Source organism: Paenibacillus sp. FSL R5-0517, assembly GCF_037974355.1.
Classification (GTDB): Bacteria; Bacillota; Bacilli; order Paenibacillales; family Paenibacillaceae; genus Paenibacillus.
Genome location: NZ_CP150235.1, coordinates 5,107,498 through 5,133,350 on the forward strand (window position 1 = coordinate 5,107,498; position 25,853 = coordinate 5,133,350).

General features: G+C 45.2%; 23 protein-coding genes. 7 read left to right on the top strand and 16 right to left on the bottom strand.

All coding sequences use genetic code 11. The features are described from left to right. Nucleotides 1-114 precede the first annotated feature (114 nt). The 8 genes from MKX40_RS22790 to MKX40_RS22825 form a co-directional block, all read right to left on the bottom strand. Entirely contained in the window at nt 115-1,593 is a 1,479-nt protein-coding gene (locus tag MKX40_RS22790) for a methyl-accepting chemotaxis protein (RefSeq protein ID WP_339236484.1), read from the bottom strand. Between the two features lie 309 nt (nt 1,594-1,902). Further along, nucleotides 1,903-2,931: a pectate lyase gene (locus tag MKX40_RS22795; protein WP_339243164.1), complete on the bottom strand. Its 1,029-nt coding sequence runs from the start codon at nt 2,929-2,931 to the stop codon at nt 1,903-1,905. Between the two features lie 219 nt (nt 2,932-3,150). Further along, nucleotides 3,151-4,293: a DUF4179 domain-containing protein gene (locus MKX40_RS22800; RefSeq protein ID WP_339236487.1), complete on the bottom strand. Its 1,143-nt coding sequence runs from the start codon at nt 4,291-4,293 to the stop codon at nt 3,151-3,153. Next, entirely contained in the window at nt 4,283-4,831 is a 549-nt protein-coding gene (locus MKX40_RS22805) for a sigma-70 family RNA polymerase sigma factor (protein ID WP_339236490.1), read from the bottom strand. Before MKX40_RS22805 ends, MKX40_RS22800 begins: the two co-directional genes overlap by 11 nt. A gap of 326 nt (nt 4,832-5,157) precedes the next feature. Then, nucleotides 5,158-5,484, bottom strand: coding sequence for a hypothetical protein (locus tag MKX40_RS22810; protein ID WP_339236492.1), 327 nt, complete (start codon nt 5,482-5,484; stop codon nt 5,158-5,160). Nucleotides 5,485-5,498: 14 nt separating this feature from the next. Further along, entirely contained in the window at nt 5,499-6,146 is a 648-nt protein-coding gene (locus MKX40_RS22815; protein ID WP_339236495.1) for an SMI1/KNR4 family protein, read from the bottom strand. Nucleotides 6,147-6,173: 27 nt separating this feature from the next. After that, nucleotides 6,174-6,854, bottom strand: a complete 681-nt coding sequence (locus MKX40_RS22820; RefSeq protein WP_339236498.1) for a hypothetical protein — start codon at nt 6,852-6,854, stop codon at nt 6,174-6,176. A gap of 28 nt (nt 6,855-6,882) precedes the next feature. Next, a complete protein-coding gene (locus MKX40_RS22825) occupies nt 6,883-7,350 on the bottom strand; it encodes a DUF6386 family protein (RefSeq protein WP_339236501.1) in 468 nt (155 codons plus the stop codon). Between the two features lie 185 nt (nt 7,351-7,535). Between MKX40_RS22825 and MKX40_RS22830 the strand changes: the two genes are divergently transcribed. After that, nucleotides 7,536-7,913: a PilZ domain-containing protein gene (locus tag MKX40_RS22830; protein ID WP_339236504.1), complete on the top strand. Its 378-nt coding sequence runs from the start codon at nt 7,536-7,538 to the stop codon at nt 7,911-7,913. 75 nt (nt 7,914-7,988) lie between these two features. Here MKX40_RS22830 and MKX40_RS22835 read toward each other — a convergent pair whose 3' ends face one another. Then, on the bottom strand, nt 7,989-9,332 hold the full coding sequence (locus tag MKX40_RS22835) for a uracil/xanthine transporter (RefSeq protein WP_339236507.1): 1,344 nt from the start codon (nt 9,330-9,332) through the stop codon (nt 7,989-7,991). Nucleotides 9,333-9,381: 49 nt separating this feature from the next. Continuing rightward, nucleotides 9,382-9,966 carry an ankyrin repeat domain-containing protein gene (locus tag MKX40_RS22840; RefSeq protein ID WP_339236509.1) on the bottom strand — a complete coding sequence of 195 codons (585 nt, stop codon included), beginning with the start codon at nt 9,964-9,966 and terminating at the stop codon, nt 9,382-9,384. A gap of 181 nt (nt 9,967-10,147) precedes the next feature. Between MKX40_RS22840 and MKX40_RS22845 the strand changes: the two genes are divergently transcribed. Continuing rightward, nucleotides 10,148-11,053, top strand: a complete 906-nt coding sequence (locus MKX40_RS22845) for a LysR family transcriptional regulator (protein ID WP_339236512.1) — start codon at nt 10,148-10,150, stop codon at nt 11,051-11,053. 72 nt (nt 11,054-11,125) lie between these two features. Here MKX40_RS22845 and MKX40_RS22850 read toward each other — a convergent pair whose 3' ends face one another. The 5 genes from MKX40_RS22850 to MKX40_RS22870 form a co-directional block, all read right to left on the bottom strand. Further along, the gene (locus MKX40_RS22850; RefSeq protein WP_339236515.1) at nt 11,126-13,030 is read right to left on the bottom strand and encodes a beta-glucoside-specific PTS transporter subunit IIABC; all 1,905 of its coding nucleotides are present in this window, start codon (nt 13,028-13,030) and stop codon (nt 11,126-11,128) included. Nucleotides 13,031-13,158: 128 nt separating this feature from the next. After that, complete coding sequence (locus tag MKX40_RS22855) at nt 13,159-14,010, bottom strand: PRD domain-containing protein (RefSeq protein WP_253439676.1); 852 nt, start codon at nt 14,008-14,010, stop codon at nt 13,159-13,161. 232 nt (nt 14,011-14,242) lie between these two features. Further along, nucleotides 14,243-15,673, bottom strand: a complete 1,431-nt coding sequence (locus MKX40_RS22860; RefSeq protein ID WP_339243167.1) for a glycoside hydrolase family 1 protein — start codon at nt 15,671-15,673, stop codon at nt 14,243-14,245. A 185-nt stretch (nt 15,674-15,858) separates the two neighbouring features. Then, nucleotides 15,859-17,316, bottom strand: coding sequence for a glycoside hydrolase family 1 protein (locus MKX40_RS22865; RefSeq protein WP_339236518.1), 1,458 nt, complete (start codon nt 17,314-17,316; stop codon nt 15,859-15,861). Nucleotides 17,317-17,607: 291 nt separating this feature from the next. Next, nucleotides 17,608-17,901 carry a hypothetical protein gene (locus MKX40_RS22870; RefSeq protein WP_339236520.1) on the bottom strand — a complete coding sequence of 98 codons (294 nt, stop codon included), beginning with the start codon at nt 17,899-17,901 and terminating at the stop codon, nt 17,608-17,610. A 148-nt stretch (nt 17,902-18,049) separates the two neighbouring features. On the opposite strand from MKX40_RS22870, the gene MKX40_RS22875 reads away from it, so the two are divergent. The 3 genes from MKX40_RS22875 (at nt 18,050) to MKX40_RS22885 (ending at nt 20,828) form a co-directional block, all read left to right on the top strand. Next, the gene (locus MKX40_RS22875) at nt 18,050-19,114 is read left to right on the top strand and encodes a suppressor of fused domain protein (RefSeq protein WP_339236522.1); all 1,065 of its coding nucleotides are present in this window, start codon (nt 18,050-18,052) and stop codon (nt 19,112-19,114) included. Nucleotides 19,115-19,177: 63 nt separating this feature from the next. Then, nucleotides 19,178-19,939 carry a LuxR C-terminal-related transcriptional regulator gene (locus MKX40_RS22880; RefSeq protein ID WP_339236524.1) on the top strand — a complete coding sequence of 254 codons (762 nt, stop codon included), beginning with the start codon at nt 19,178-19,180 and terminating at the stop codon, nt 19,937-19,939. A gap of 109 nt (nt 19,940-20,048) precedes the next feature. Further along, nucleotides 20,049-20,828 (top strand): hypothetical protein, encoded by a 780-nt coding sequence (locus MKX40_RS22885; protein WP_339236526.1) that lies wholly within the window; start codon nt 20,049-20,051, stop codon nt 20,826-20,828. Between the two features lie 115 nt (nt 20,829-20,943). On the opposite strand, the gene MKX40_RS22890 is transcribed toward MKX40_RS22885, so the two are convergent. Further along, nucleotides 20,944-22,686: an ABC transporter ATP-binding protein gene (locus MKX40_RS22890; protein ID WP_339236529.1), complete on the bottom strand. Its 1,743-nt coding sequence runs from the start codon at nt 22,684-22,686 to the stop codon at nt 20,944-20,946. A 124-nt stretch (nt 22,687-22,810) separates the two neighbouring features. Here MKX40_RS22890 and MKX40_RS22895 point away from each other — a divergent pair, with 124 nt between their 5' ends. Both MKX40_RS22895 and MKX40_RS22900 read left to right on the top strand, forming a co-directional pair. Continuing rightward, nucleotides 22,811-24,274: an ABC transporter permease gene (locus MKX40_RS22895; protein WP_339236532.1), complete on the top strand. Its 1,464-nt coding sequence runs from the start codon at nt 22,811-22,813 to the stop codon at nt 24,272-24,274. Nucleotides 24,275-24,314: 40 nt separating this feature from the next. Further along, nucleotides 24,315-25,826, top strand: coding sequence for an ABC transporter permease (locus tag MKX40_RS22900; protein WP_339236535.1), 1,512 nt, complete (start codon nt 24,315-24,317; stop codon nt 25,824-25,826). Nucleotides 25,827-25,853: the final 27 nt, after the last annotated feature.

Consider the following 25,853-nt stretch of genomic DNA (forward strand, 5'->3'; position numbering starts at 1 on the left):
ACACTCTACACAACACTGTATCGGAAAAAATTGTCGGCATCAACTTATACTCCAGATGAAAAAAGCCCGTCCAGCACGATAAATACGCACAGACGAACTTTCAACAATCTGGTATTAAAGTTTATTCTCCACGGAAGATGCCTGATGATCCGAGACTAACTCATTCAGGTTCACAATCAGCTGCTCCAGTTCTCCGAAGCTCTCCACCATCTTCTGTGTTAAGTTACGCTGTTCTTCCATGCTCGCCAGAATCTCTTCTGCCGCTGCACTGGATTGCTCCGTTACACTCGAAATCTCGGAAACCTCATTCACTACTCTAGTAGAAGATTCCTTCATTGTTGCCGAACTCGTCTCAATATCTGTCGCTTGATTCAACACATGCTGAGAGTTGCTGTTGATCGTACGGAACACTTCGTCTGCCGTCTGCACGCTGTCTCTTCCTTGTTGTAAGGATAGACGAATACGTTCGAAGCGATCTGTTAGTGCCTGCGTTTGTCCTTTTAACCGAGACAGGATGGTTGAAATATCACTCGCGGATTGACCCGAGCTCTCGGCCAGCTTGCGCACTTCCTCGGATACAACCGCAAATCCGCGTCCATGCTCGCCTGCACGAGCCGCTTCAATGGCTGCATTGAGCGCAAGCAGGTTGGTCTGAGTTGCGATATCCGCTATACTGTTCAGCATAAGCGTCATGGATTCACTTTCCTCATTGAACTTTTGCATGTCACTCGCCGTTGTATTGATCGTTTCATATAAGTCTTGCATCTGACTGTTCAGTTGGTTCAGATGTTCGCTTCCTGTTTGCGTGCTCGTTGCCATACTTGCAGACACCTCTTTCATCTGCTGGGAATACAGCGCAACATCCTTAATATGCTGATCCGATACGGATAAGGATTCCGAAATTTCCGCCACACTGGTCGCCTGGAACTCCACACCCTTGGCAACCTCACTGAATCCCAGGGTCACTTCATGGGTAATGGAACCTGTTGAATCCACCTTTTGCTTCAATTGATCTGTATAACGAGACAGCCCGCCAACAGACTCCTTGACCCGTTCAAGCATCGTTTCCACCCGGGTCCGCGACGCTTCGACCTCGCTCCATCTTTTTTCACTTTCATGAAAGAGCTTTTGGTTCAGATAGGACACCATCAACAAGATTCCACCCGCAACGGCGAATAGTCCTACATTAATTGCATTAGTTACGAACTGATCCTGAGTTGTTGTAGGAATAATCCAAAGTTGAAGAATATTGTTCGCGAGCATAACCGAAAATCCGATGATAAACCATTTTTTGTTTGGATAAATAAGCAAGATTGAAGAGATAAGCATAGCAAGCAGCGGTTCAACGCTTCCCCATCCGGCGAATACCCCGCACAACGAGATGAGCACCGTGTTCACCCAAGGAATGAGATGAATATGCTTCTTTTTGGCGTTTGCGTATGCGAGCCAGATTCCATACAAGATCACAATACCGTTGGAAATAAATAATTTGGGCTCAATTAAAGCTACTGAAAATCCTACAATTAACACAACCCACAAAATGATGCTGATGATCTTGTTCCGTTTCCATATAATTTCGTCAATACGATTCATGCATACCCCGTCCTTTAGATAAAATAAGTTTACGATTGTAGGGCATACTCGCACTCACATCGGCCTCTTAATGGTTTGCTTCCGTGCATATTTCAACGCAACGCTCAGGCCACCGCCATAGTACAATGTTACTTCACAAATATGAAAGCAGCGCTACATTATGTATATCGGTATTCCGAATACAAAATTAAATATTAACTTTTATTTAATACGCTCCCGTATAAAAAAAACATAAAAAGCCCCCTTATACGCTGTTACGTACAAGAAAGGCTTCTTAGTCAATCGCTAATTGATTATCAAGATAATTAATTATTTACCGAACACAAGTGTCGTATTGGAGGAGCCTGCATACTTGGTGACGAACTCACGCGCGTAGCTGGCGCTCTCTACCTGATAACTGTAATTGGAGCTTGGTCTCCAGTTCGTTTTAGGAGAAATCGGACTTGTCAGGGCTGGCGTACTGCCGCTATCCGTGAACTCTCCATTTCCCTTGTCATCCAGGATGCCGCCCTTTTCAGCGCCTGCACCAAAGTAGTTGTTTTCGGAATAAATCCGTGCTTTTTCACCAATAGTAATGGACTGATTAAAGTTGTTGGCATAGTTGTTTTTGAGATGGAAGTAACCGTATCTTAAAAGTCCAGGACCACGTACATACAAGTTTTCGAAGTAATTGTTGGACATCGTCACATGAGGGACGCCATTGTAACTGCTGTTACCATCATTCGGATGACCGAGGATAACGCCATACTTATGGTTTGCAAATTTGGAATTGCTAATCGTAATATAATCGGCGCGGTCACCGATATACAGCAGTTTGTCCAGATCACTACCGCCAGAGCTGTAGCTGTGACCCGCAAACGTTACATGATCGATCCAGTAATTGGAGCCTGAAGTGATATACATCTGGATATCATCATTGGCATTAATATTGGAAGCGTGTTCAAAAGTCAGATTCTGAAAAATTACATTGCTTGAACTGCTTGTGGATCTGAAATGAATATTCGTTAATGTATGTTTGCCAAAGGAACCTACCAGTGTCTTGTTCGCTCCAAACTCAACCTTTTGCAACGTAGAGGAGGAAATATTCTGTTCAACGACGACAATTTTGGCCGTAGAGCCCGCCATGTGTGTTCTCAGGTCATTAAGATTACTAACATAAACCACCTGACCGTTTTTACCACCTGTCGTAGCTGACTTGGATACACCATTTTCATTCTTGGCACTGCCTGCAAAACCAGTCAATCCGTTTGTACCTGTGTTTGGATAACTGGCCGCACCATATGTAGACGGGGCTGTGGAGACAGTTATCAACAATAGAGTTATAGCGAGTAACAGCATCGAAAATTTCTTCAAAATTTCACCATCCTTTATAATATTATCCTTAAAGACAAATCGATTATATCGTGTAACTTCGGCTGTGACAATACAAAAACTGCAAAAAGACAACAATTCTCACTTTTATGCAACAGCAGATCAGATATCGTGAAAAAACAAAAAAAATGAGATGAAGTCATAACCATTGCCATGACTTCATCTCAACCATCGATCCTATTTTATTTATTTGATTTTGATCTCCAGTTCATCCTTCTGGGCTTCCTGTAAATCATCATAGACCTTATCTGGTTTGCCACGAATTTTTAAAACCATTGACTCCGGATTATCCAGAAAATTGCTGCTGAAAGAATACATCATTCCGTCTTCCGTTCCACTCCCACCTACCATGGATAACTTGGTCTGCTTCCCATTCCTGGAGATCGATATGATTTCGATAGGATGAACGATCTCATTGAGCGACAACTTCGTTTTGTAATCAATCTCTTGATCAGGTGCATGGACAAATTTGACCCGAGTTACTAGCGGAGACACCTCCACCTCCGACAATAAGACCTCATAACCTCCGAGAGTAAAAGTCCGATTAACGTTAATGACTTCCGTTTTGGGGATAGAAAACTTGGGATCCAGTGGGAAAGAAATATTCATCTTTTTGGAAAATTTATATTTTCGTTCTTTCTCCCCTTTTTCTGCATGATTCACCACATCTGGTACAACTGAGGACAACTGGAATTGTAGATTTACTTGCTCAGGCAGCGGTTTATTTCGACTTCGCTCAATTGTATTCCGGCCATAAATGGTATGCTTATCCTTGGAAAGATGAATACCTCCTGCACCGCCATTGTCAAGCAAGTCTCCTGTCGAAGCGTCCATCATCTTCATATTGACAGTCGAATACATCTGCTGCGAAGCATCCGTTCTGGCGGTATACAATACCGTTATTCGATTCTCATCTGCCATAACTGCATTCACAGTAAACGCATATATGCCCGATGTAACCGTCTGATCTACAAGTTGCACATAACCGTTATTGAGCGTTGAAGTAATCGTAGCACTGTCCATATCCGAATTTAGCAGGCTACGAAAGGGTTCAAGTACGCCCCAGTTGGCTATAGGCTCAGTATATGTTGCCTGTTCTTGCCCATAACTCCCAAGAGGCCCCACAAGAAACCATCCTGCTACCAGGACCGTAACCAGAGCTCCCGTAATCCATTGGATACGAACGCTCCGACCTGATCGTCTGGTTCTGGCCTTCGCGAGACCACGTTGAATTGCCGCAGTTGTATCCGCCGAATTCCAGTGTTGTTTCTCTCTTTTCACCTGATATGCGTCTGCAAGAAGTGCTTTCTCCTCCGGGTTAGTGGTCATGCCAATCCCTCCTGTTCTTCATCAACTTGCGCAACTGCTGGAGTCCCTTGTGCTGCCAGGTCTTGATTGTCCCTTCCGGTTTGCCTAGGATGGAGGCAATGTCTGTCAGTGTCATGTCGTTATAATATTTCAGCAATAATACATGGCGATATTTCGGTTTCACCTTTTGCAAAAGAGATTCCATCGCAATTCGATTATCATCAACACTGATCATCCAAGAGGCCGGAATGCTGTCCCCCAGTTCCTCCTTGGCGAGAGGTGTCGCCCGCTTGCGGCGCCTCTGTTCATCGATGCAGACATAGATCAGTATCCGAATGATCCACGACTTGAACGCCTTCTCATTGTTCAGCGTGCGACGTTTAACCCAAGCCCGGCACGTCATCTCCTGCACAGCTTCCAGCGCATCTTGCCGATTACGCAGGTAACTGTAGGCAATGGAAATGAGCGTATCTTGATGTTCCATAATGGATTGCACAAATACCGTCTCATCTTCGGTCTGTACATAGATCCTCTGGTTCAGCTCTGCTTTTGTTTCCACCCCGCATCCCTCCTTCTCTCTCTTTCTATGGTATAAGACGGGTGAGTGAAGCAAACGGTTTTATTATTGGCTCATCAAAAAAAGCTCCGCCATCACCTGAGGGAGCTTTTTACATAAGAGTTTCAACGTCTAAATACCGAATGATGTACACGTATGAACAATCCAAACAAGATTAACTCTTTTACAAATTACCGATTATGTATAAAGGGGATAATACAAATCCCACATTTCGCTGCGGACCCCGATACGGATAGATGAGCGCAGGAATCGTTCTCTTTGATTGTTTAGCAATAGGATCACGTCTGTTCATGCAATTTCACTACTAATCAGAGTTCAAACCAGATTAAATCGCCATCAGCCTGCCTGGTTTCCATCTCCATCTGCTGCATCCAGCTCCGGCCCTCTTCACCCCAGATATGAAACAAACAGTAGATATACGAATCCCCGTCCGCAACCTCTTCCAACCCGGATGCCTCTTCTATCCACACTTCAAGGGCTGTAGGCCAGGATGAATCTTCACGTTTTAATACAAAGCCGTTGGCTTGGTGTTCCAAACTATATACTTCGGTAAACGTTAATACACCTGCCAAACGCTTCACAACTTCAGGTAAAATCGCAGGTTCCGTTGTTCTGATCCCATATTCCCAGCCCATATGTATAACCTCCTTCAGACTTCGTTTGCTCCAGATGATTGCTTTTGTTCGTGCATTTGCTGGATCGAACGATCCAACCACAACTCATACCAGTCCAGAAAATGCAGTCGATTCGTATTGCCCCAATACTGATCAGGATAAATTCCATTGCGGTTAGCCCGGTCATCAACCCAGATCTCTCCGTAGGAGGCTCCCTTAACGATCAGATTCATGGAGATGCCACAACCAAAATCACTGATGCGCAGCATGCCTGCCGACCATTTTGGATCAAAATATTCGTGTTCCAGAGCATACCATTCCTCTTCTTCCTTGCTGTCATCGAACCAGTCATAGTTCCAGTTCCATGCTTCCGTGAATTGAAAAGGGTCCGAGATCGCATTCAGCTCATCATCATAACCAAGCACAGCGTATACACCGTCATCCGGGTTCTCCAGACCATAATAAGGCCCTGCACCACTCGTCCCCATATGTAGAAGCCATACCTTATAGTCCTCCGGCAACTTAATTCGCCATTTCTGCTCGAACTGTGCAATATCCTCCTGTGTCCATACAGCTGATATCTCATATTCATGGCTCTCTGCGCCGAATAGGTCCAGTTTCGAGTCCAGACTTCGGAGATTGATTAACTTTTCACGCATACGTTCTAACTGTTCAGTGTACACGGCCTACCTACCTCCTTTGCTACTCCATCACGTTCGTTCCACGCCATACCCGCGGTGCTGCAACTCATCCAGTGCGGCTGCCACATTTCGTTCAGGACACAACTGCTTAATCAGGCTGGCAGTCACCGGTTTTTCTTCATATATCTCAGCTACAGCTTCCAACGGTAGGTCTGGCATATCATAGTACCCTTTGGCCCAATCCACGTAATCTTCCGAGTCTTTATTCAAGTACTGCAGCAAAAATTCTGCACCACCTCTGGCGTCTGCTTCACCTTCCTCGGCCATCGCCAACTGAATCCAGTTACCAACCTTCCATGACAAGTCGTTCCCTTCCTGCCATAGGCAAAAGGTCACATTCTCCAGATCCAATGTCTCCTCATGATCCCGCAGAACAGTCATCAATGTCTTCGGCGCTTCATCGTACATGCCCGGGTAGATCTCTCCATCCTCACGAGCATGCGGACTTAAAGGTGATTCATGATCAAATCCCTTGATCAACGTGCCTGAATTCGTAAATAAAACATGAAGATGATCACCTGCGCCATTATCGATGCTTCCCCATGCCACACCTGGCTGAAGTTCTTTTTCATAATGATGTACACGCAGCCAGTCTTCCTCCGAAAATATGATATCCAGTGCGGCAAGTATTCTCATCCGTTGACGCAGGGTATCTGTGTCCAATAAGGGTGTCTCGTTCCAAACCTGCATATGAATCCCTCCTGTTCACCTATGTACATTAAATCCGGATTAATTCAGCCAACGTGTTCTTCCCCTGAGTACTTGGAGTCATGACAATTGCGATCCGACTGGCTTCTCTGGAGATGATACAAGCATAGTTTCCGGGATTTAGCTGAAACATGACCCCTTCACACGTCTCATCCGGCTCCAGTTCCCCGCCAGTAACATCATCAGCCGCTCCCAGATAGACGTGCCCAGACGGAACTTGCAGATGATATACCTTTTCCCGTTTCACTACGTCATCTGAATCTGATTCCACCTCTGCATCCTCCAAGCTCCACTCCACCTCATACACTCCATCCGCACCCAGATTCAGGAACAGACAATGGCCTGCATTCACCTCACTCAGCTCATCTTCCGGTATGGACCACCAATCCGAAGTATCCTCGAAACGGTGCTTTAACGCTGCCAGATCATACAGGCACAATGTTGCCGTATCTGTAACCATTTGAAATGTTCCTCTCATATTCCCCGTCCCTTCTGTGAGATTAAGACCAACCTCAGAAATATATTCCATCATTATATCAAGCCTGATACACGTGTAAAAGGAACCCTTGGACCATCTCTGCTTTCGCAACTCTTCATTTCTCGCTCCAAACGGTCGATATAAGCATAACTGACTTTTTTGAACTTGATGGAGGAAGCCAAGCCATGTCGATGAATAATAGAAAAGAACCCTTTCGCTACACACTAAAGGAACCAATCAACTTTGAGATCTATATTCTCAGCATCAACGGGGTCACTGCACCACCGAAACCCATTCAAGCTGAGTTATGTGATATCAGTCGGTCCGGCTGTCAGCTATCATTTCCACTATCCCTTCCTGTCGAGAATAACGATATTCGGATTGGCATGAATATGCTGCTATTCGAAGACCCTCTATATATGGAAGGCACTCTCCGCTGGGGTCAAGAAAAAAATACCTCATGGCACTACGGTGTCCAACTCGAAATGCAGGACGGTAACCAGGACCGACTCTCCCGAGAGATGCGAATGCTTGCAGGACAAGGCAAAATTATTGTGAAATAGCGAGTGGCCATATAGGTTGGTAACCAAAACAAAAAAACAGCCCAATCAAATTGGACTGTTACGAGATAAAACACATTATGCCGCTTTACTGACTGTCACTGGTTGTTCCATTTTGGACCAGTTCACGGTTTTTTCGAGAAGTAATGATACCAATACACCAATAACGAGACCATTGCTTATAATCGGAACAAGATACATGGGCAAGTTTTGAAAGGCTTCAGCAGGAATATTCATTACAGCAACTCCAGTGAGTACCGGTAACGCTACACGATAGATCGTTTTAGAGTTAAACGTCGTGCCCTCAAGTGTTCTTAATGCTGTACCGAACATCTGCAGATAGGCTACAAACAGAACAGCACTGCCTACGCTTGGTGGTATTTGTGCAAAAAAGGCAGTAACCGAAGGGGTAAGCCCCATCATACATAACAACCCCGCTCCAATAATAAAGGCAGCACGACGCAGGATGCGAGTGCTCTCCAGGAAGCCGATTGATGATGCGAATAAACCAAATGGCAACACACCTACACAGGCCGACAACATCGAGAACAGACCCGTTAGCACGTATGAGCGTCGGTACTGCTGACGGGTCGTCTCTGCCTGATAAAGTTTCTCGACCGTGCTTAATGTGGTAATCGAATTCGTCATATTCACCAGTCCCACAAAAAATGCAGTAATGACGATTCCCGGTTCCCATCTTGGTGCTCCCCATGGAAACAGCGTTAGGCCTCCTACTATGTGGTTGGGCTGTCCACCATGTTGTCCCGGAAACAATAGACTATAGGCAATCCAGCCTGCCACAATTCCAATTAAGATCGCGTAGTTCCCCAGTTTCCCCTTACCCTTTAATTGAATCCATGCCACCAGAAATGCAATGACAACGGATAACGCGGCAACTGGCAGATCGAAGCGACCAAACTCCGTATATCCAATCATACCTTTAAAAAAGTTCATGGTTAATTGAATGGTCATCAGAAACAGCATGGCACTCTTCACCATCGGTGTAAACAGCTTCTGCAGCACTTGCGCCGCGCCTAGCCAGCCCAATATCATCATCGTCAGACCCGCTAACAGAAAACCTGCAGCCAGGCCACCACCAATGCGCTCCAGGCTCATACCTGCTGAGGAAGCCGATACAGTCAAGCTCAGCGTCAATCCCCACCATAGTCCTGAAGGACCATCCATGACTGCATAGCGGTGACCAAATACTGCTTGAAGAATACACACCGCTCCGGTAAGGATAAATGCGTGCTGCATGGAGGCAGCAATGGCATCCGGGGACAGATGAAAATTATGTCCGATAGATAGCGGAACCACAACAGTATTGGTAAACAGGAAGAAAAACCACTGTATGCCCGCTAAAATCATTGAAGATACGTCTTTCATATTCTTTTGTAAAAAATGCTCTTGATGTCTATTCATTTTTAGCAATATCCTTTCACTCTTCTGTATCATAAACGCATAAGTGCTTTTAGACTTCGGTTAATAACCGTTCCATCTCCGCATATTGATGCTGACGCGCATGTACGAGCGGTGTAATTCCGTCCCGATCCGCGATCTTTGGATCTGCACCATATTGCAAAAGCAAGGCAACAATCTGCTGATGCCGTGGACCGCCATCACCCAAAATGACTGCTTCCAGCAAGGCTGTCCATCCCAGATTGTTGATATGGTTCACATCTACATCACTGCGTGTCAGCAGAAGCTCCACAATGTGCACATGGCCCCGATCAGCTGCTGGAATAAGGGCGGTACCGCCAAAACGATTTGTTAACCTTGTATCTGCACCTGCTTCAATGGCCAGTTCAACCATGTCATACATGCCCTCGGCACTCGCGTATAACAGCGGATTATCCAATCGTCTATCCTGGAGATTAATGTCTGCTCCGGCGTCCACTAGCATTCTTGCCGTGTCTATCTTATTACCGTGCACGGCAGCCATCAGAGGTGTTCGCCCCAATGCATCCCGTTCATTCAACTGGCTACCCTGGGTGATAAACCGAATGACCTCATCGGTATGCCCTGCTTGAGCGGCGTCATGTATTGTTCTAACCACGTTATTTCATCCTCCAATTCAACATCTTCTCATGCAGTAACTTTCATAGAAAAACCAAGCACTTTACTCAGGTGTGCAAATCTAATGTATGTTAACATAAGAACGTAGTATATTAAAAATACATGTTTTGTTGGCTTTCCATACGAATTACATATAGTTTGAAGGCAAAGGAGACAACCACTTGGATATCAAACAATGTCGCTATTTCATTGCCATTGCTGAGGAGAAACAGATTACAGCAGCAGCCCGAAGACTTCACATGGCTCAGCCCCCCTTAAGCCAGCAGCTTAAGTTAATGGAAGAAGAGCTTGGCGTAATGTTGTTTGAACGCAAAGGGCGCATGATGGAACTAACGCAGGCTGGTCGCAGCTTCTATGATTATGCGGTCACCTTGACCAAATATATGGAGGAAGCTGTAATGGAGATGCAAAGTTTCCAGCACGGCATACGGGGTAAACTCGCCATCGGCATCAATACCATATCAGATCGCCTGATCCCGCAAGCACTACAGCAGTTCCGTACTACCCATCCACAAGTGACCTATAAAATTCAGCAAAATGAATCGGCACAATTATGCCGATTGCTGGAAGATGGCAAAGTTGAGCTTGCCTGTGTACGCATGCCTGTCCAGACCGCACGCTATGAGGTGCTGCACCTGCCACAGGAGCCCCTTTTCTATATCTCTGCAACACCGCTAGTTAACTCGACAGACATGCTACCAGAAGCGGAGATGGGGACTTGTTTTGAGCAGCTCACAGGAATCCCTCTTTTACTTCCAAGTACAGAGGGACTCGGTATGTTCGAGTTAATTTTGGACAAATTCCGTGAGCATCATGTCACCCCCTCCATCATGGGCGAGTGCTCAGACATTAATATGTTGCTGGAGCTGATCCGACTCGGCTTCGCCAGTTCCATCGTGCCTCACACCGTTCTTCAGTTATACCAAGAGCACCCTTTCCATGTATACCGCCTTCAGGATCAGCATTCAACTGTCGGATCAGCGCTGGTCTGGTTGCAGAACCGTTATCTGTCCAAGCCTGCACAACACTTTGTGCAATTGGTACAGGGTATGCTTCCTGTGGTATAGAACAAACAGAACAAAAAAAGCAGCAACTTCCCCGGCTTTGAATCCGGCAAAGTTGCTGCTTTATTCTTTTGATTAAGCTTTCGCTGTGAACAACAAGTCTTTTTCCTTGATCGTCGTGCGACCAGCAGACTCAATAGACTCATATTGATGCATGTTTGTAATAATAACGGGTGTAATCGTTGTATAACCGGCTTTTTCGATCTGTTCCCGGTCGAACTCCATCAGTACATCACCTACAGCAACCTTTGCACCTGCTTGAACTTTAGGAGAGAAGAATTGACCTTTCAGCTTCACGGTATCAATCCCAATATGAATCAACATCTCTGCGCCTGTATCACTTACCAGACCAATAGCATGTCCGCTCTTCGATAACGAGAACACAGTACCGTTAATTGGAGAAACCACACGTCCTTCAGTTGGTTGAATCGCAAATCCTTTACCCATAATCTCTTCAGAGAATGCAGGGTCCGGCACTTCGCTCAGCGGTTTAACTTCACCCGTGATTGGGCTGAATACTTGCTCATCTTGTGCTTTTGCTTCTTCAGTTACAACAGCAGAAGTTGTTGCTGCTGCTGTTGCAGGCTCAGCTACTGGTGCAGCTGGCTCCGATGCATTTTCTTCTTCGAATCCAAGAATATACGTTAGAACTGCCGCAGCTACGATAGCAATCAGACCACCAGCCAACGCATAGAGCAGTGTGCTAATTGCCGGACTGATAAATGCTGCGATACTTGGCAGACCCACTAGACCTGTAAGCACATAAGCTTTAACATTGACGATCCCCATGAATCCGCCTGCGATAGCTCCACCAATAAGAGCTGCAATAAATGGTTTTTTGAACTTCATGTTGATACCATACATCGCTGGTTCCGTAATTCCCATAATAGCCGTAAGACCTGTCGAATAGGCAAGGGATTTGGTTTTGCTATTTCTCGATCTGAGACCCACACCAAATGCTGCACCACCTTGTGCCAGGTTAGCTGCAAACATCAGTGGAATAATAAAGTCGTAACCCAGTGTTGTCATTGAACCGACAATGATTGGCAACAGTGCATAGTGCATACCTGTGATGATCAGCAGTGACATCGTACCACCAATCAGGATACTTGCGAAGATGGACATATTATCGAACAACCATGAAATACCACCGGACAAACCATTACCAAGAACCGTACCCAATGGTCCAACAGTCATCAACGTCAGTGGAACCATAATCAACAGGGTAACCGTCGGAACAATCAGAAGTTTCAATGAAGCATGTGTAACACGATCAACAGCTTTCTCGACATAAGAAGCAATCCAGATGGCGAGAATGATCGGAATTACCGTAGAAGAATATGTCGCTGCTATAACCTTAATTCCCACAAATGTGGTATCACCATTGGCAAGCAATGCTGTAATCGTCGGATGCATAATACCCGCTGCGAGCGCTGCAGCAATATACATATTACTACCCAGCTTACGTGCAGCACTAATTGCTAGAATGATTGGCAGGAAGTAGAAGGCACCATCCCCGATTGCAGACAAGATGATATAGGTTGAGCTGGTATCAGACAACCAGCCCAGGGCTACAAGGATCGCCACGATCCCTTTGATCATACCTGCACCCGTAATGGCTGGCAGGATTGGAGTAAATACTCCTGAGATGAAGTCGAACAGCGCACTTATTGGATTTCTCTTTTTCTTTTCTCCAGTTGAAGCAGCTGATGATGCATTATCTGCGGTTGGTGATTTGGACATGTTGCCAACAAGTGCGTTATACACGACAGGTACATCGTTACCGATGATAACCTGGAACTGTCCGCCGTTCTCCATCACGCCCATCACGCCTGGTGTATTTTTTAGCGTCGCTTTGTCCGCTTTTTGGTTGTCATTCAGGTTAAATCTGAGTCTTGTCATACAGTGAGTGACTTGATCGATATTCTCTTCGCCACCAACAAGCTTCAAAATATCCTTGGACAATTGTTGTTTATCCATTGTGTTTTGCTCCTTTTATGTGTAATGAAGGTTAAAAAAAAACCTAAACACTGAATAATGACAAAGCAGAAAAGCTTATCATTATTCAACGTTTAGGTTTTGCCTTTTTAGCAGTAACAATCCTAATTTTATTCAATTGTTTGTTCATTTCTGACAATTCGTTCAATATGAATGGTTAGATACAGTATTTCTTCCTTGGACAACACCCGATTATAGATCTTACGCGTATAGTCACTGATCCTTACTGCACATGCATGTGCTTCAGGATACTGCTTGCTCACCAAGTCATGAAGCGGATTATCTTCTTCTTTATCTTCAATTGCCGTCCCTTGCAATACACGTTGGGCAAAGAACTTCAGATGAGTTAAAAATCGATAATAACTCAATGAATCTTCATCAAGTTCAATCACAAAGCTGCGTCTTACGATATTAAGAATGTCCTTAACGATGTTTGTAATACTGATCGTTTCCCTCATCTCACCGTTCATCTGGGCATTGACCAGATGCATCGCAATGAATGCGCATTCGTCTTCGGGAAGCAGGACACCTAATGTTTCCTCAATAATCTGTAGCGCCTTAAGTCCAATGGCATATTCCTTCCGGTACATGCGCTTGATCTCCCAGAACAATGCGTTACGGATCTGCAATCCTTGACGATGTCGATCAATGGCAAAATGAATATGATCCGTCAGTGAAATGTAGATGCTCTCATGCAGCTTCTCACCCAACACCGTCTCGGCATAACGGATAATCTCATCCGAGCACTCGACATATTCAACCGGGATATCTGACAGAAGCGTTTTAAGTTTCTGTGATACTTCCTTACTTTCAAGCGAGAATATTTTTTCGACGAGACTCTCGTCTATCGATTCACCAGTATGCTTTTTGAAGGCAATTCCACGCCCCATAACGACCAGCTCGTTTCCTCCCGGATCAATTACGGTAACTACGTTGTTGTTCAGCACCTTCTCAATTTTCATTTCTTCACATCACCTTGCACCGTCAAAGTAGTAAAAGGCAAAACCAAAGCAGGTCACGAAATATGCCCCGCCTCTGGTTTTGCCTGATTGAACAGTAACAATCCAGTATTCATTAGCCTTAGGCCCATCTTACCATATAATTATCCATCTGACAATGTTTTTGTGAAAGCGGTTAATGTGCATTAATATGACATAAGAAGGTGCATAACAACCATGCCTTAAGAACTACTATTTACTTATTGTTACGTTTAAGACTTGCGCCATTTGTATCAATAACTTCTTTGTACCAGTGGAAAGATTTTTTCTTGTAACGATCCAGTGTTCCTGAACCATCATTGTTGCGATCGACATAGATGAAACCATATCGTTTCTTCATCTCTGCTGTTGAAGCACTCACCAGGTCAATACAGCCCCATGACGTATAACCCATCACTTCCACGCCATCCTCAAGAGCTTCACCCACTTGTACCAAGTGGTCATTCAAGTATTGAATACGGTAATCATCGTTCACCGTTTTATTGCCATTTTCGTCGGTGATCAGCTCATCTACTGCGCCCAGACCATTTTCGACAATAAACAATGGTTTTTGATATCGGTCCCAGTATTTGTTCAAGGTTACGCGCAGTCCTTGCGGATCGATCTGCCAGCCCCACTCGCTCGCTTGGAGATAAGGGTTTTGTACCCCTGCAAACAAGTTGCCTTTTCCTTCAATACGTTTCTGGGGATCACCTGTCTCACAGATACTTACATAATAGCTGAACGAGATAAAGTCTACGGTGTGCTTCAGAATTTCAGCGTCGCCGTCTTCAAACTTGATATTGATATTATTTGCTTTGAAATAACGATTAATGTATTTCGGATAGTAACCACGCGCATGGATATCAGCAAAGATATCATTGCGCTGTTCAGCATGCATCGCTGCAACCACATCATCCGGATTCGGAGTCAGCGGATACGTAGGCATGCTCAGTACCATACAGCCAATTTTGGCTTCAGGCATAATTTCATGTCCCAGTTTCACTGCTAACGCACTGGCTACCAATTCATGATGGATTGCTTGATACAGATCCTGTTTGGACAGTTCTGCTTTTGGCGTATAGATCCCGCCGCTCATGAATGGCTCCTCCAGAATGGAGTTAATTTCGTTGAACGTCAGCCAGTATTTCACTTTGCCTTTGAAACGGTTGAAGAGCACCGTTACATAACGCTCGTAGAACTCAATCATTTTACGGTTAACCCATCCATCATATGTTTTGGACAAATGTAGCGGTGTCTCATAGTGAGAGATGGTTACGAGGGGTTCAATGCCGTACTTATGGCACTCATCGAACAGATCATCATAGAATTGCAGACCCTTCTCGTTTGGTTCCAATTCATCACCTTTAGGAAAGATACGGGACCAGGCGATAGATGTACGGAACACTTTGAAGCCCATTTCAGCAAACAGCTTAACATCTTCTTTGTAACGGTTATAAAAGTCAATCCCGATCAGTTTCAGGTTATCCTCAGTAGGTCCTTCCGTTCTGGGCGTTGTAATCCCGTGCGGCATTACGTCTTGAACAGAAAGGCCCTTGCCATCTGTATTATAAGCTCCTTCAAGTTGGTTGGCTGCTACAGCTCCGCCCCATAGGAAATCCTTCGGAAATGGTGTTGTCATGTCAATCCTTCCTCTCTAAGTAACGGTATTTTCATTCTTTGTTTAAATGCTTTCCTCTATCCTTTTCCGACAGGAAAAAGCGGACAATCTCCAACCAAAAGGGCTGACAGGGACATTGGATTCCCTGCTTGCCAACTTTCGTGTTAGGTTTTGCCCGCTTCCTGTGCGGTAACAATCCTGTGAAGAGCGAGTTACAGTTGCTCACCATTGCTGGAGATTACGTTTTTGTACCAGTCGAATGAATCCTTCTTGGAACGTTTCAGTGTTCCGTTACCTTCGTCGTCCAGATCCACGTAGATGAAACCATAACGTTTGGACATTTCGGAAGTGGACATGCTCACCAGGTCAATCGGACCCCATGCTGTAAATCCAATCAGATCCACACCATCTTTGATGGCTTCTTTCATTTGTTCGATGTGTTTTTTCAGGTAATCCACACGATAGGAGTCATGGATCGAACCATCTTCTTCAACTTTATCATAGGCACCCAAACCATTTTCCACGATGAACAATGGTTTCTGGTAACGATCCCAGAAGTTGTTCAGGGTTACGCGCAGACCGATCGGATCGATCTCCCAGCCCCAGTCGGACGCTTCCAGATAAGGGTTTTTCACGCCACCAGTCAAGTTGCCGGATGTCTCTGCTTCGTTGGCAGAAGCCGATTTGGTCACGGACATGTAGTAACTGAAGGAGATGAAATCAACTGTATTGTTGAGCAGAATTTCATCATCGCCCGCTTCTTTTTGAATGACAATGTTGTTCTCTTCAAAATAACGAGCCATATAGTTCGGGTACTTACCACGAGCATGCATGTCCGTGAAGAAGAGGTTAATCTGATTCTCATGCTGAGCCAAACGAACATCTACCGGATTACATGTGGCTGCATAAGTTTCCATACGAGCAAGCATACAGCCGACTTGGGAACCAGGGATAATTTCGTGTGCAAGCTTCGTTACCATGGCACTTGCTACAAATTGATGATGAAGCGCTTGATACGTCGTTTGCAGCTTGTTGTCCACTTTATCGATCAGAATGCCGCCGCCAGTGTATGGGCTGAATAGCATGACGTTAATCTCATTGAACGTCAGCCAGTATTTCACTTTATTTTTATAACGCTTAAATACCGTTTCAGCATATCTAACATAGTGCTGAATTACTTCACGACCAGCCCAGCCATTATATTTTTGCGTCAAGCCAAGCGGAGTCTCGTAGTGAGACAATGTAACGAGCGGCTCAATGCCATATTTCAACAATTCGTCGAATACTTCATCGTAGAATTTCAAACCTGCTTCATTTGGCTCTTGATCATAACCGTTCGGGAAAATGCGTGCCCAGTGAATGGATAAGCGGAATACTTTGAAGCCCATTTCAGCGAACAATGCAATATCTTCTCTAAAGTGATGGTAAAAATCGATACCAAAACGTTTCGGGAAACGTTCTTCAATTTTGCCGGAGAGAATCTCTTCAATTCGGGAAGAGGAAATTTCCATGGCATGTCCGCCTGTACGCTTCTCTTTCGGAACATGAGCAATCATGTCCGCTGTGGAGAGGCCTTTGCCGTCCTTATCGAATGCACCCTCCAATTGATTGGCAGCTGTAGCGCCGCCCCATAGGAAGTTTTCGGGGAATCCTTTTTTTGCCGTGGTCATGAACAACAACCTCTTTTCGAAATTTATTTTGGTTTTTCCAACTGAAAAATGGTGTGATTTAGAGCAGAAAACAAGAAAAACCTAAACTCAAGGTAAAATAGCACCAAAAAAAGGGGCCTTCATTTCACCATCAGTTTAGGTTTTGCCTGTCTTCACAGTTACAATCCATCAAAAGATGTTATTGCGTATTCTGTTGTGTTTGCTCTTGTAATGTAAGCGTAACATATCTATTTTGCAAAATCAACTTCACTGGATCATAGGATCGTTCACCCATTCTTTCCATAACAAAAATTAACGTGGCATATGCATAATGGCTGCCCTTAATGCCTGCGCTCCCTCCTCGGTTTCCAGGTATGTAGCAGGACTTTGGTCCCCTAAAGCCGGGATATCTTTCATGATCCATTCAAAAGTGTACTCCCCCATTTCATACAAAAGTACCCGACTTATGTCCGCCGGAATCCCATGTATTCGCGCACGTTTTACCCACGCAGGGTCCAGTTTATTTTCAAATTCTTCAAACAGTTCGGAAAATGAGTCCCAGCTTGCCTGCTTAAACTCTCTGAAATACATATCTTTCATACTCATGTAAATTCACTCCCTGGATTGCAATTAATAACACCGAAGTCCTATCTGACACAATTCATCCTTAAGCCGCTTGAATCCGTTTCTGTAACAGGTAGACTTAATTTTAAATGTTTTTAGGGGGAAAGACTAGTACAGGAGGATTCAACAAATGACTTATGAAGAAAACACATCCGGTTGGGATGCAATTGATAAAACCATCGGTGAGCTATACGGTGAACAGGAGCCGCACCATTATGGAACATCCATTCCTTACATGCTCGGAGGTCCGGACCCTCTCGATGGCATCAGTGTTTATGCAGTGAATACACCCATGCCCCACTGGCATTTTGTCACATATGGTTTCTCTGAATTATATGAAAAAGAAATGCAGGATGCATCCAAAAGCGGGTATGGTTTTGAACTCACATTTCGCCTTACACGCAGTGAAGGAGAGACTTCTCCGCCAGTCTGGGCGCTGAATCTGCTTCAAAATGTAGGACGTTACGTGTTCACTAGCGGAAATATCTTTCAGCCAGGGGATTACATGGACGCCAATGGCCCCATCTGTCTGGAGTCCGATACTTTGTTGACTGCTCTCTCATTTATTGAAGACCCGGATCTACCGGCGATCTCTACGCCTAACGGTTCAGTGCAGTTTATTCAGATGGTTGGTATTACAGGTCGGGAGCTGGAAATGATTCAAACATGGAATGCGCGCGGCTTCCTCTCTGCCTGCTCCAATTTCATGCCCAAATACGTGACCGATCTGATGAGAAATTCGTACGCAGATATTCCTTCTGTTGTACAAGCGGTTGAGCATGGAATGGAACAGGACGGATCGAGCACAGCCTTTTTATTCATACAACAACTGGGCTGGGAGTCCCCGCGTAAAAAAATGCTGATAAAGACCGTTCCGGGCAAACTCCAGCTTGGAGCCAAACAGGCTGTATTAGTCGGAACCATCCTTCGTAGCCGAATTTCGAAAGGCGAATCTCTGTCCTTGATCGGACCTGAGACCAATATTCTATTCGAAGCTGGAGAAGCTCCAGCAGTCGTGGAATCCGACAAACAAGTTACCCTGACGGTGAACACACAGATTGTTGAAGAGCTGGTGCAGAATCTTCGTCCGGTTGAAGGCACATTCGAGATCGCTTCATTGGATCATATGCTTGTTCAGATTGTTAAAACAGAAATTAAAAACCAGGAAGGGCACGTTATCAAAACGATTGGATGACGCACCTCGGATTCAATCAGATCCTACGCTTACTAGCGACTGTGCAGGAAGGAGGAATCAAACATGCCTGCCATTACACTTGCCTCACGGCACAAGGAGTCCGCCATGCGCAAGCATCTAACAGAAACGGCTCCGTTCAATTATTTACCTAAATCTCAACTGGACAGGCTTCGCAAAAGCAATCATTTCCTGATTCATGCATTCCAGAACAGCCTCTCACATATTAAAGAGAATTTAACGGGCACTTATCTTTTTCTACTCACAGATATGGACGGTGTGCTTCTCTCCATGGATTATAGTCCAGATCTGGAAACTGTAGTAGAAGGTTCACCCATTCGTCCGGGCATGATCTTCACTGCACAGAGCTGTGGAGTCAACGCCATTTCTGTAACGATGGACAGCAATGAACCTGTGCTTCTGTTGCCCGAGCAGCATGAAAGCCCCTATTTTCAAAGTTGGCATTGCTACGCTGCCCCTCTGTCCATGGAATCACAGCATTTCGGTTATCTGGATGTGTCCACCATTAACGCGGATATGCAGGGCGAGCTTATTGCTATTGCCAAGCTGATTCCTGCATATATGCAGAACAGTTACCAAAATCAGCAGGCTACTGAAGCTTGTGACAAACCAGCGGTAGAGTTCACAGCGCGTCAGTTAACCATTCTGGAAATGATCGCGAAAGGGTTCACTGTGAAAGCTATTGCTTTGAAATTGAAAATCAAGGAATGCACTGTGAATCATCATAAAAAAGTGATTTTCAACAAATTAGGTGTGCAATCCAGCACGGAAGCTGTTTCAATTGCCAGCCGATTGTCTTATTTATAAAGGACCCCTATAGATTCCTATAGGTAGTAAATGGGAACGTTTGTGCTACAATTTAGGAAACAAGCAAGATGTAGAGAGAGAAAACACACACACATTTCAGGAGGGTAATATGACAATTCCAAAGAAAGCTTCTTTATTCGCAATGCTCATGATGATTATGCTGGTTGCAGCCGCTTGCGGTGACAAGGCAGATAACACAGCCGCAACAAAAGAGCCTGCCGCAACTGAAACAACGACTGGCACTGATTCTGAGACAGCCAATACAGAAGAAACAGAGAACACTGAACCTGCAAGCGAAGAGTCCAAGGAAACGGATAATTCCCAAGACGTTGAGCTGGGGACTACACAAAAAGGCTCTTACACCAATGACTATTTCGGCGTATCTCTGAAATTCCCGGAAGCTTGGGAGTTCCAGGATGCTGCGGGTATGAATGAACTGACAAGCGCATCATCCGAAGCGATTGCTGGTGATGATGAAACGAAGAAAAAACAAATTGAACTGTCTCAAACCAAAACATTGAATCTGCTTATGGCTTCACAGTATCCATTGGACGGAGGTCAAGTTGGTCCTTCCGCTATGGCCATTGCTGAGAAAGTAAGCTTGTTGCAAGGCATTCGTACAGGTAAAGACTACCTGGAAGCAACCAAAAAATTCATGGTGGATAGCCAGTTCCCTTATGATTATAAAGAGATGACAACCGAAACCATCGGTGGTAAAGAGATGGATCTGATGCAAATTACGATGGATCCAGGTGACGGTTCAACGATTACTCAGGACTACTACAGCACGATTATTGAAGGATATGCTTTTAACTTCATCTTCACTTACATGGATGATGCAACCAAAGCAGAGATTGATACCATCAAGAAATCCGTTCAATTCAAATAATCGCTTTTGAGTATTGCCATCATATTATAAAATCAAGTACATCCAACACAACCCCGACAACGATCTATAGTGATCATTGTCGGGGTTCTTTTTAGCTAAACGGAGTCACATCACTTTAGCTTGACATGGCCACCCAGTGGCCTTCCTTAACTTCTACCCACTTGGAATGTTCCAGATTATAACGGTCCTCTGCTTCAACAGGTGTTTCTTTGACAACATGCCTCTTTTTCTTCGCTTCGATCGCCGGATCAGGCACAGGAATAGCTGATAGCAATGCCTTGGTGTAGGCATGTTGCGGGTTGGAATACAGTTCTTCACTCTCAGCCAGCTCCACAATTTTCCCGTTATACATCACAGCCACTCGATCACTGATATGTTTAACCATGGACAAGTCATGCGCGATGAACAGATACGTCAATCCGAGTCGCTGCTGCAACTCTTCAAGCAATTGTACGATCTGAGCCTGGATCGATACATCCAGTGCAGACAATGGTTCGTCACATACGATGAATTCCGGCTCCACAGCCAGAGCTCGCGCTATACCGATCCGCTGTCGCTGTCCTCCCGAGAATTCATGTGGATAACGCTGCGCATGGGCAGGATCAAGACCCACCATCTCCAGCAATTCCTCCACCCGTTTCTCCCGCTGAGCGGCATTGCCTGCAAGTTGGTGGATATCAAGCGCTTCTCCAATGATATCCATTATCCTCATTTTGGGATTCAGAGATGCATAGGGGTCCTGGAAAATAATCTGCATATGTCTGCGCATCGTTTTCATCTCCGAAGCGGACAGACGATTGAGCGGAACTCCCTTAAACAGCACATCCCCACCTGTTGGCTCATGCAATCGAAGAATGGCACGCCCCGTGGTCGATTTACCACTGCCGGATTCTCCCACAACGCCGAGTGTCTCTCCTTGCCGAATATGGAAACTGATATCATTCACAGCCTTTAAAGTGTTGCCTTTACCCATATTAAAATGTTGTTTGAGCGACTTCACCTCTAGCAATGGCTGATCATCTTCCAGATCTCTCGGGACCATGGATACCCGTTTTGGCTTTTTCTTCTGATCCAAACGTGGTAATGCATTCAGAAGCCTGACCGTATACGGGTGTTTGGGATTAGCAAAAATCTCCGCCGTCGTCCCAGTTTCCACAATCTGTCCTTCTTTCATCACAACAACCCTATCACACATGCCCGCTACTACGCCCAAGTCATGCGTGATCAGGATAATCGATGTGCCCAGTTGCTCTTGCATATCTTTCATCAAATTCAAAATCTGTGCCTGAATCGTAACATCCAGAGCAGTTGTCGGTTCATCGGCAATGAGCAATTCAGGACGACAAGCGAGTGCAATACCGATCATGACCCGCTGACGCATGCCTCCGGAGAATTCGTGCGGATACTGGTTGTAGCGTATTTCGCTGCGAGTTATCCCCACCCGCTCCATCATGGCAATCGCCTGCTTCTTGGCTTCCCTTTTGGACACCTTCTGGTGTTTGATTAGACTCTCAGAGATCTGTTTCCCCACTTTAATTGTCGGATTAAGGGAACTCATCGGATCTTGAAAGATCATACCAATATCACGTCCACGGATGCTCTCCATCTCTTTCTGCGTTTTATTGGCAAGGTCGACACCCTTAAATAGAATTTCTCCCTTTTTCATCTGCGAAGGAGGCGATGCAAGCAGTCTCATAATGGAACGTGCGGTTACACTCTTTCCACTTCCCGATTCTCCTACAATGCCTAGCGTCTCCCCTTTTCGCACTTCAAAACTTACTTCTCGCACTGCCTGAAACTCACTCTCTCCGGAGTGAAAAGAGACAGATAACTCATTAACTTTCAGTAAAGGTTCCATGCAATCACCAGCTCTCATCCGTTTTTCTCATTCACTCATATGTATACCATTTAATTCCTTGACAATTGTTTAGACCCTAAATAATATATACTATATCAATCGGAATAATGCAATTTAAACCTGAATGAAAGGAGGTACACTTGGTTTGAATCTTGCAGATGGCAGTAGAATCTCACGGTTGGTACACAATTTAAGCTTTATTTATGGCAAAATGCTGCTTCATCCTTCCTATCGATACGTTCTGTTCATTCTTGGATTACCGATCAATCTAGTCGTGTTTCTAATATGGCGTTCACATCGAAAAAATGACGGCTGGGTAGCTGCCAGACAGGCCGCTGAGCAAGAACTGTTCGCTTCTTCCTACCGGGACAGACTGAAGTTGGAAGTGGAAGAACAACTGCGGCGCAAACATCGTTTTTTCCAGCAGCAGGTCAGTGAGGGAGAATTCAAACGTCAGACCGAGGAATGGTTGGAGGAGAGCGTTCAGACGGAATTGAAGGAGCGGACATCCCGCATACTTCAGGAACAAGGAAATCAACGTCTTACAATGGCCGATACGTTCCACTCACTGATCAACAAACCATGGTTTTTGGCGATATCCATTATTCCAGGCTGTCTCATGTATAGCATCCTGTTCTTGTATGGTAATCCTTATCTAAAGTACATATTTGAAAGAATACTGATGACGGTATTTGTCATTCTGGGCGTAGCTACACTCGTATTTACAATTTTGTATCTGTCTCCGTTCAACCCGGCAGCTAACATTCTGGGAGAGACAGCAACGCAGGAACAGATTGCCGCATTCAATCAGGTGTATGGCTTGGATCAGCCTTATCTTACACAGCTTTGGAACAATATCAAGGGCGTCGCCTTCTTCGATCTTGGCAAATCTTTTGCAGGAAATGAAGACGTAACAGCCACGATTGCAAGGAAGTTTCCCATTACCTTGACGCTTGCGGTCATTTCCCTGCTGTTAGCACTTGTCATTGCATTACCCATTGGCATTATCTCAGCAATTAAGCCTAATTCGTGGTTCGACTACACCTTCATGTTTATTGCTCTGATTGGATTATCCATCCCGAATTTCTGGCAAGGGCTTATTTTCATTCTGAACTTTTCGATCAAAATGCAGTGGCTTCCCGCCACCTTCAACCCGCAGAACTGGCTGTCGATCATTATGCCGACCATTGTGCTGGGTACGGGTCTCACGGCCGCGGTGGCTCGGATGACCCGCTCTTCTACACTGGAAGTCATTCATGAGGATTATGTCATGACCGCCCGTGCCAAAGGATTAAGCGAACGCCAAGTCATGCTGAAACATGCTGTGCGCAATGCATTAATTCCCATCGTAACGGTGGTTGGACTTCAATTCGGAGCCATGTTGGGCGGAGCAGCGGTAACGGAGAAAGTGTTTAATATCAGCGGTCTCGGCAGCTACATTGTGGATAAACAATTCATCCCCGATATTCCGAGTATCATGGGCGGAGTAATCTACACAGCCATTACAATCTCCATTATTAATGTAGCGGTTGATCTGCTGTATGCTTTTATTGATCCAAGAGTGCGCTCCAAGATGAAACAATATTAATGTGTGAACTTTTTGAACTACCTCTTAAAGCAGGTGTACTATGACAAACTCGTCTTTAACACAAGAAATGCGTTTCCGGCTTAAGTCTTCTCGCGAATACAGCCAGGCGAGCTTCGCCTGGGTCACGTCTCTTCTCTTGACTGCATTGCTGTTGTTCAACAGTTATGACTGGAGCGAGCAGACGTTCAAACCATTTCTGCTAACGATCCTTGGGATCTACGTATTCTTCACACTAGTGCAAACTGTCATCACGTTTCGGATTCGAAAAGACTTGATCCGCACCGGTACAGTCTCTGCTCTGACTCGCAGGCTTGCCTGGGTTCAACTACTTGCTATCATTTCAGGCAATATATTTATCGTAACGGCAGCCTTTCATCTGATTCGAAAATCCAGGAACGTGGAGTATACCTTTGCGGTGTACATGTTGTTAACCCAACTGTTCGTGATCGGTGTATCCGCATTAAATATCTTCAAACCTTATGTGGCTGACAACTTCCTGCCTGCCATGGCGGTGCTGATCTTTATTCTGGTCATCGACCTGGTCGTTCTAATTATCGTATCCCGTTATAACGCGACCTCGATCCTCCCTCGCTGGATGATCGGTGTAAGTGTGGTACTGATTCTGACCTCGATCACAGGTAATGTATTCGCACTATTGCTCGGCATTTCCATTATTGGACGCATTCGCAGACAGGGGAAACAAAAATCAAACTTCTGGAACGATCTGTGGGAGCGCCTTGCTCCGAATATGACTGCGATGTCCGGTTTGTTTTTTATCATTTTTCTGTTCTCGATATCGATCTGCAGCTTCTTTACTTTTGACTACAGCATGGCTGTGGAAAATAACTATTCCGCTCTGCTACAGTCGCCTTCCCTCGCGTATCCCTTGGGAACGGATGACTTCGGACGATGTTTATTTTCCCGGATTGTATTCGGTGCCCGGATCTCCTTGATCGTAGGTTGCATGTCGACGATCATTCCTGTGTTAATCGGTGGAGTCCTTGGAGCGCTCTCTGGCTTCTACGGTAGGCATACGGATAACATCATCATGCGGCTGCTTGATATTCTCTATGCCATTCCGGGCATTCTGCTTGCCATTGCCATTATTGCGGCCTTCGGAGCGAATACGGTCAATCTTATTCTGGCGCTTAGTCTGGGTTCCATTCCAACGTACGCCCGTACGATGAGAGCCAGTGTACTCTATGTATCTACATTTGAATTTGTGGAAGCTGCACGTGCACTGGGGTACAACAATCGTACGATTATTTTCAAACACATTATTCCCAACTCCCTTGCGCCCATGATTATCAAGTCTACACTCACGATTGGCGGAGCTGTTATTGCTACCAGCAGTCTGAGTTATCTGGGACTCGGCGTGGAGCCGCATATCCCGGAATGGGGTAACATCCTGAAGCTAGGCAGTACATACCTGGAGACTCACTCTTATCTGGCGATTTATCCAGGCTTGGCTATTATTCTGCTGGTTCTTTCTTTTAACTTTCTCGGTGATGGTCTGCGTGATGCGCTCGATCCCAAGCTGGAAAAGGCCTAAATGTTCGTTGAAATGAATGATATAGAA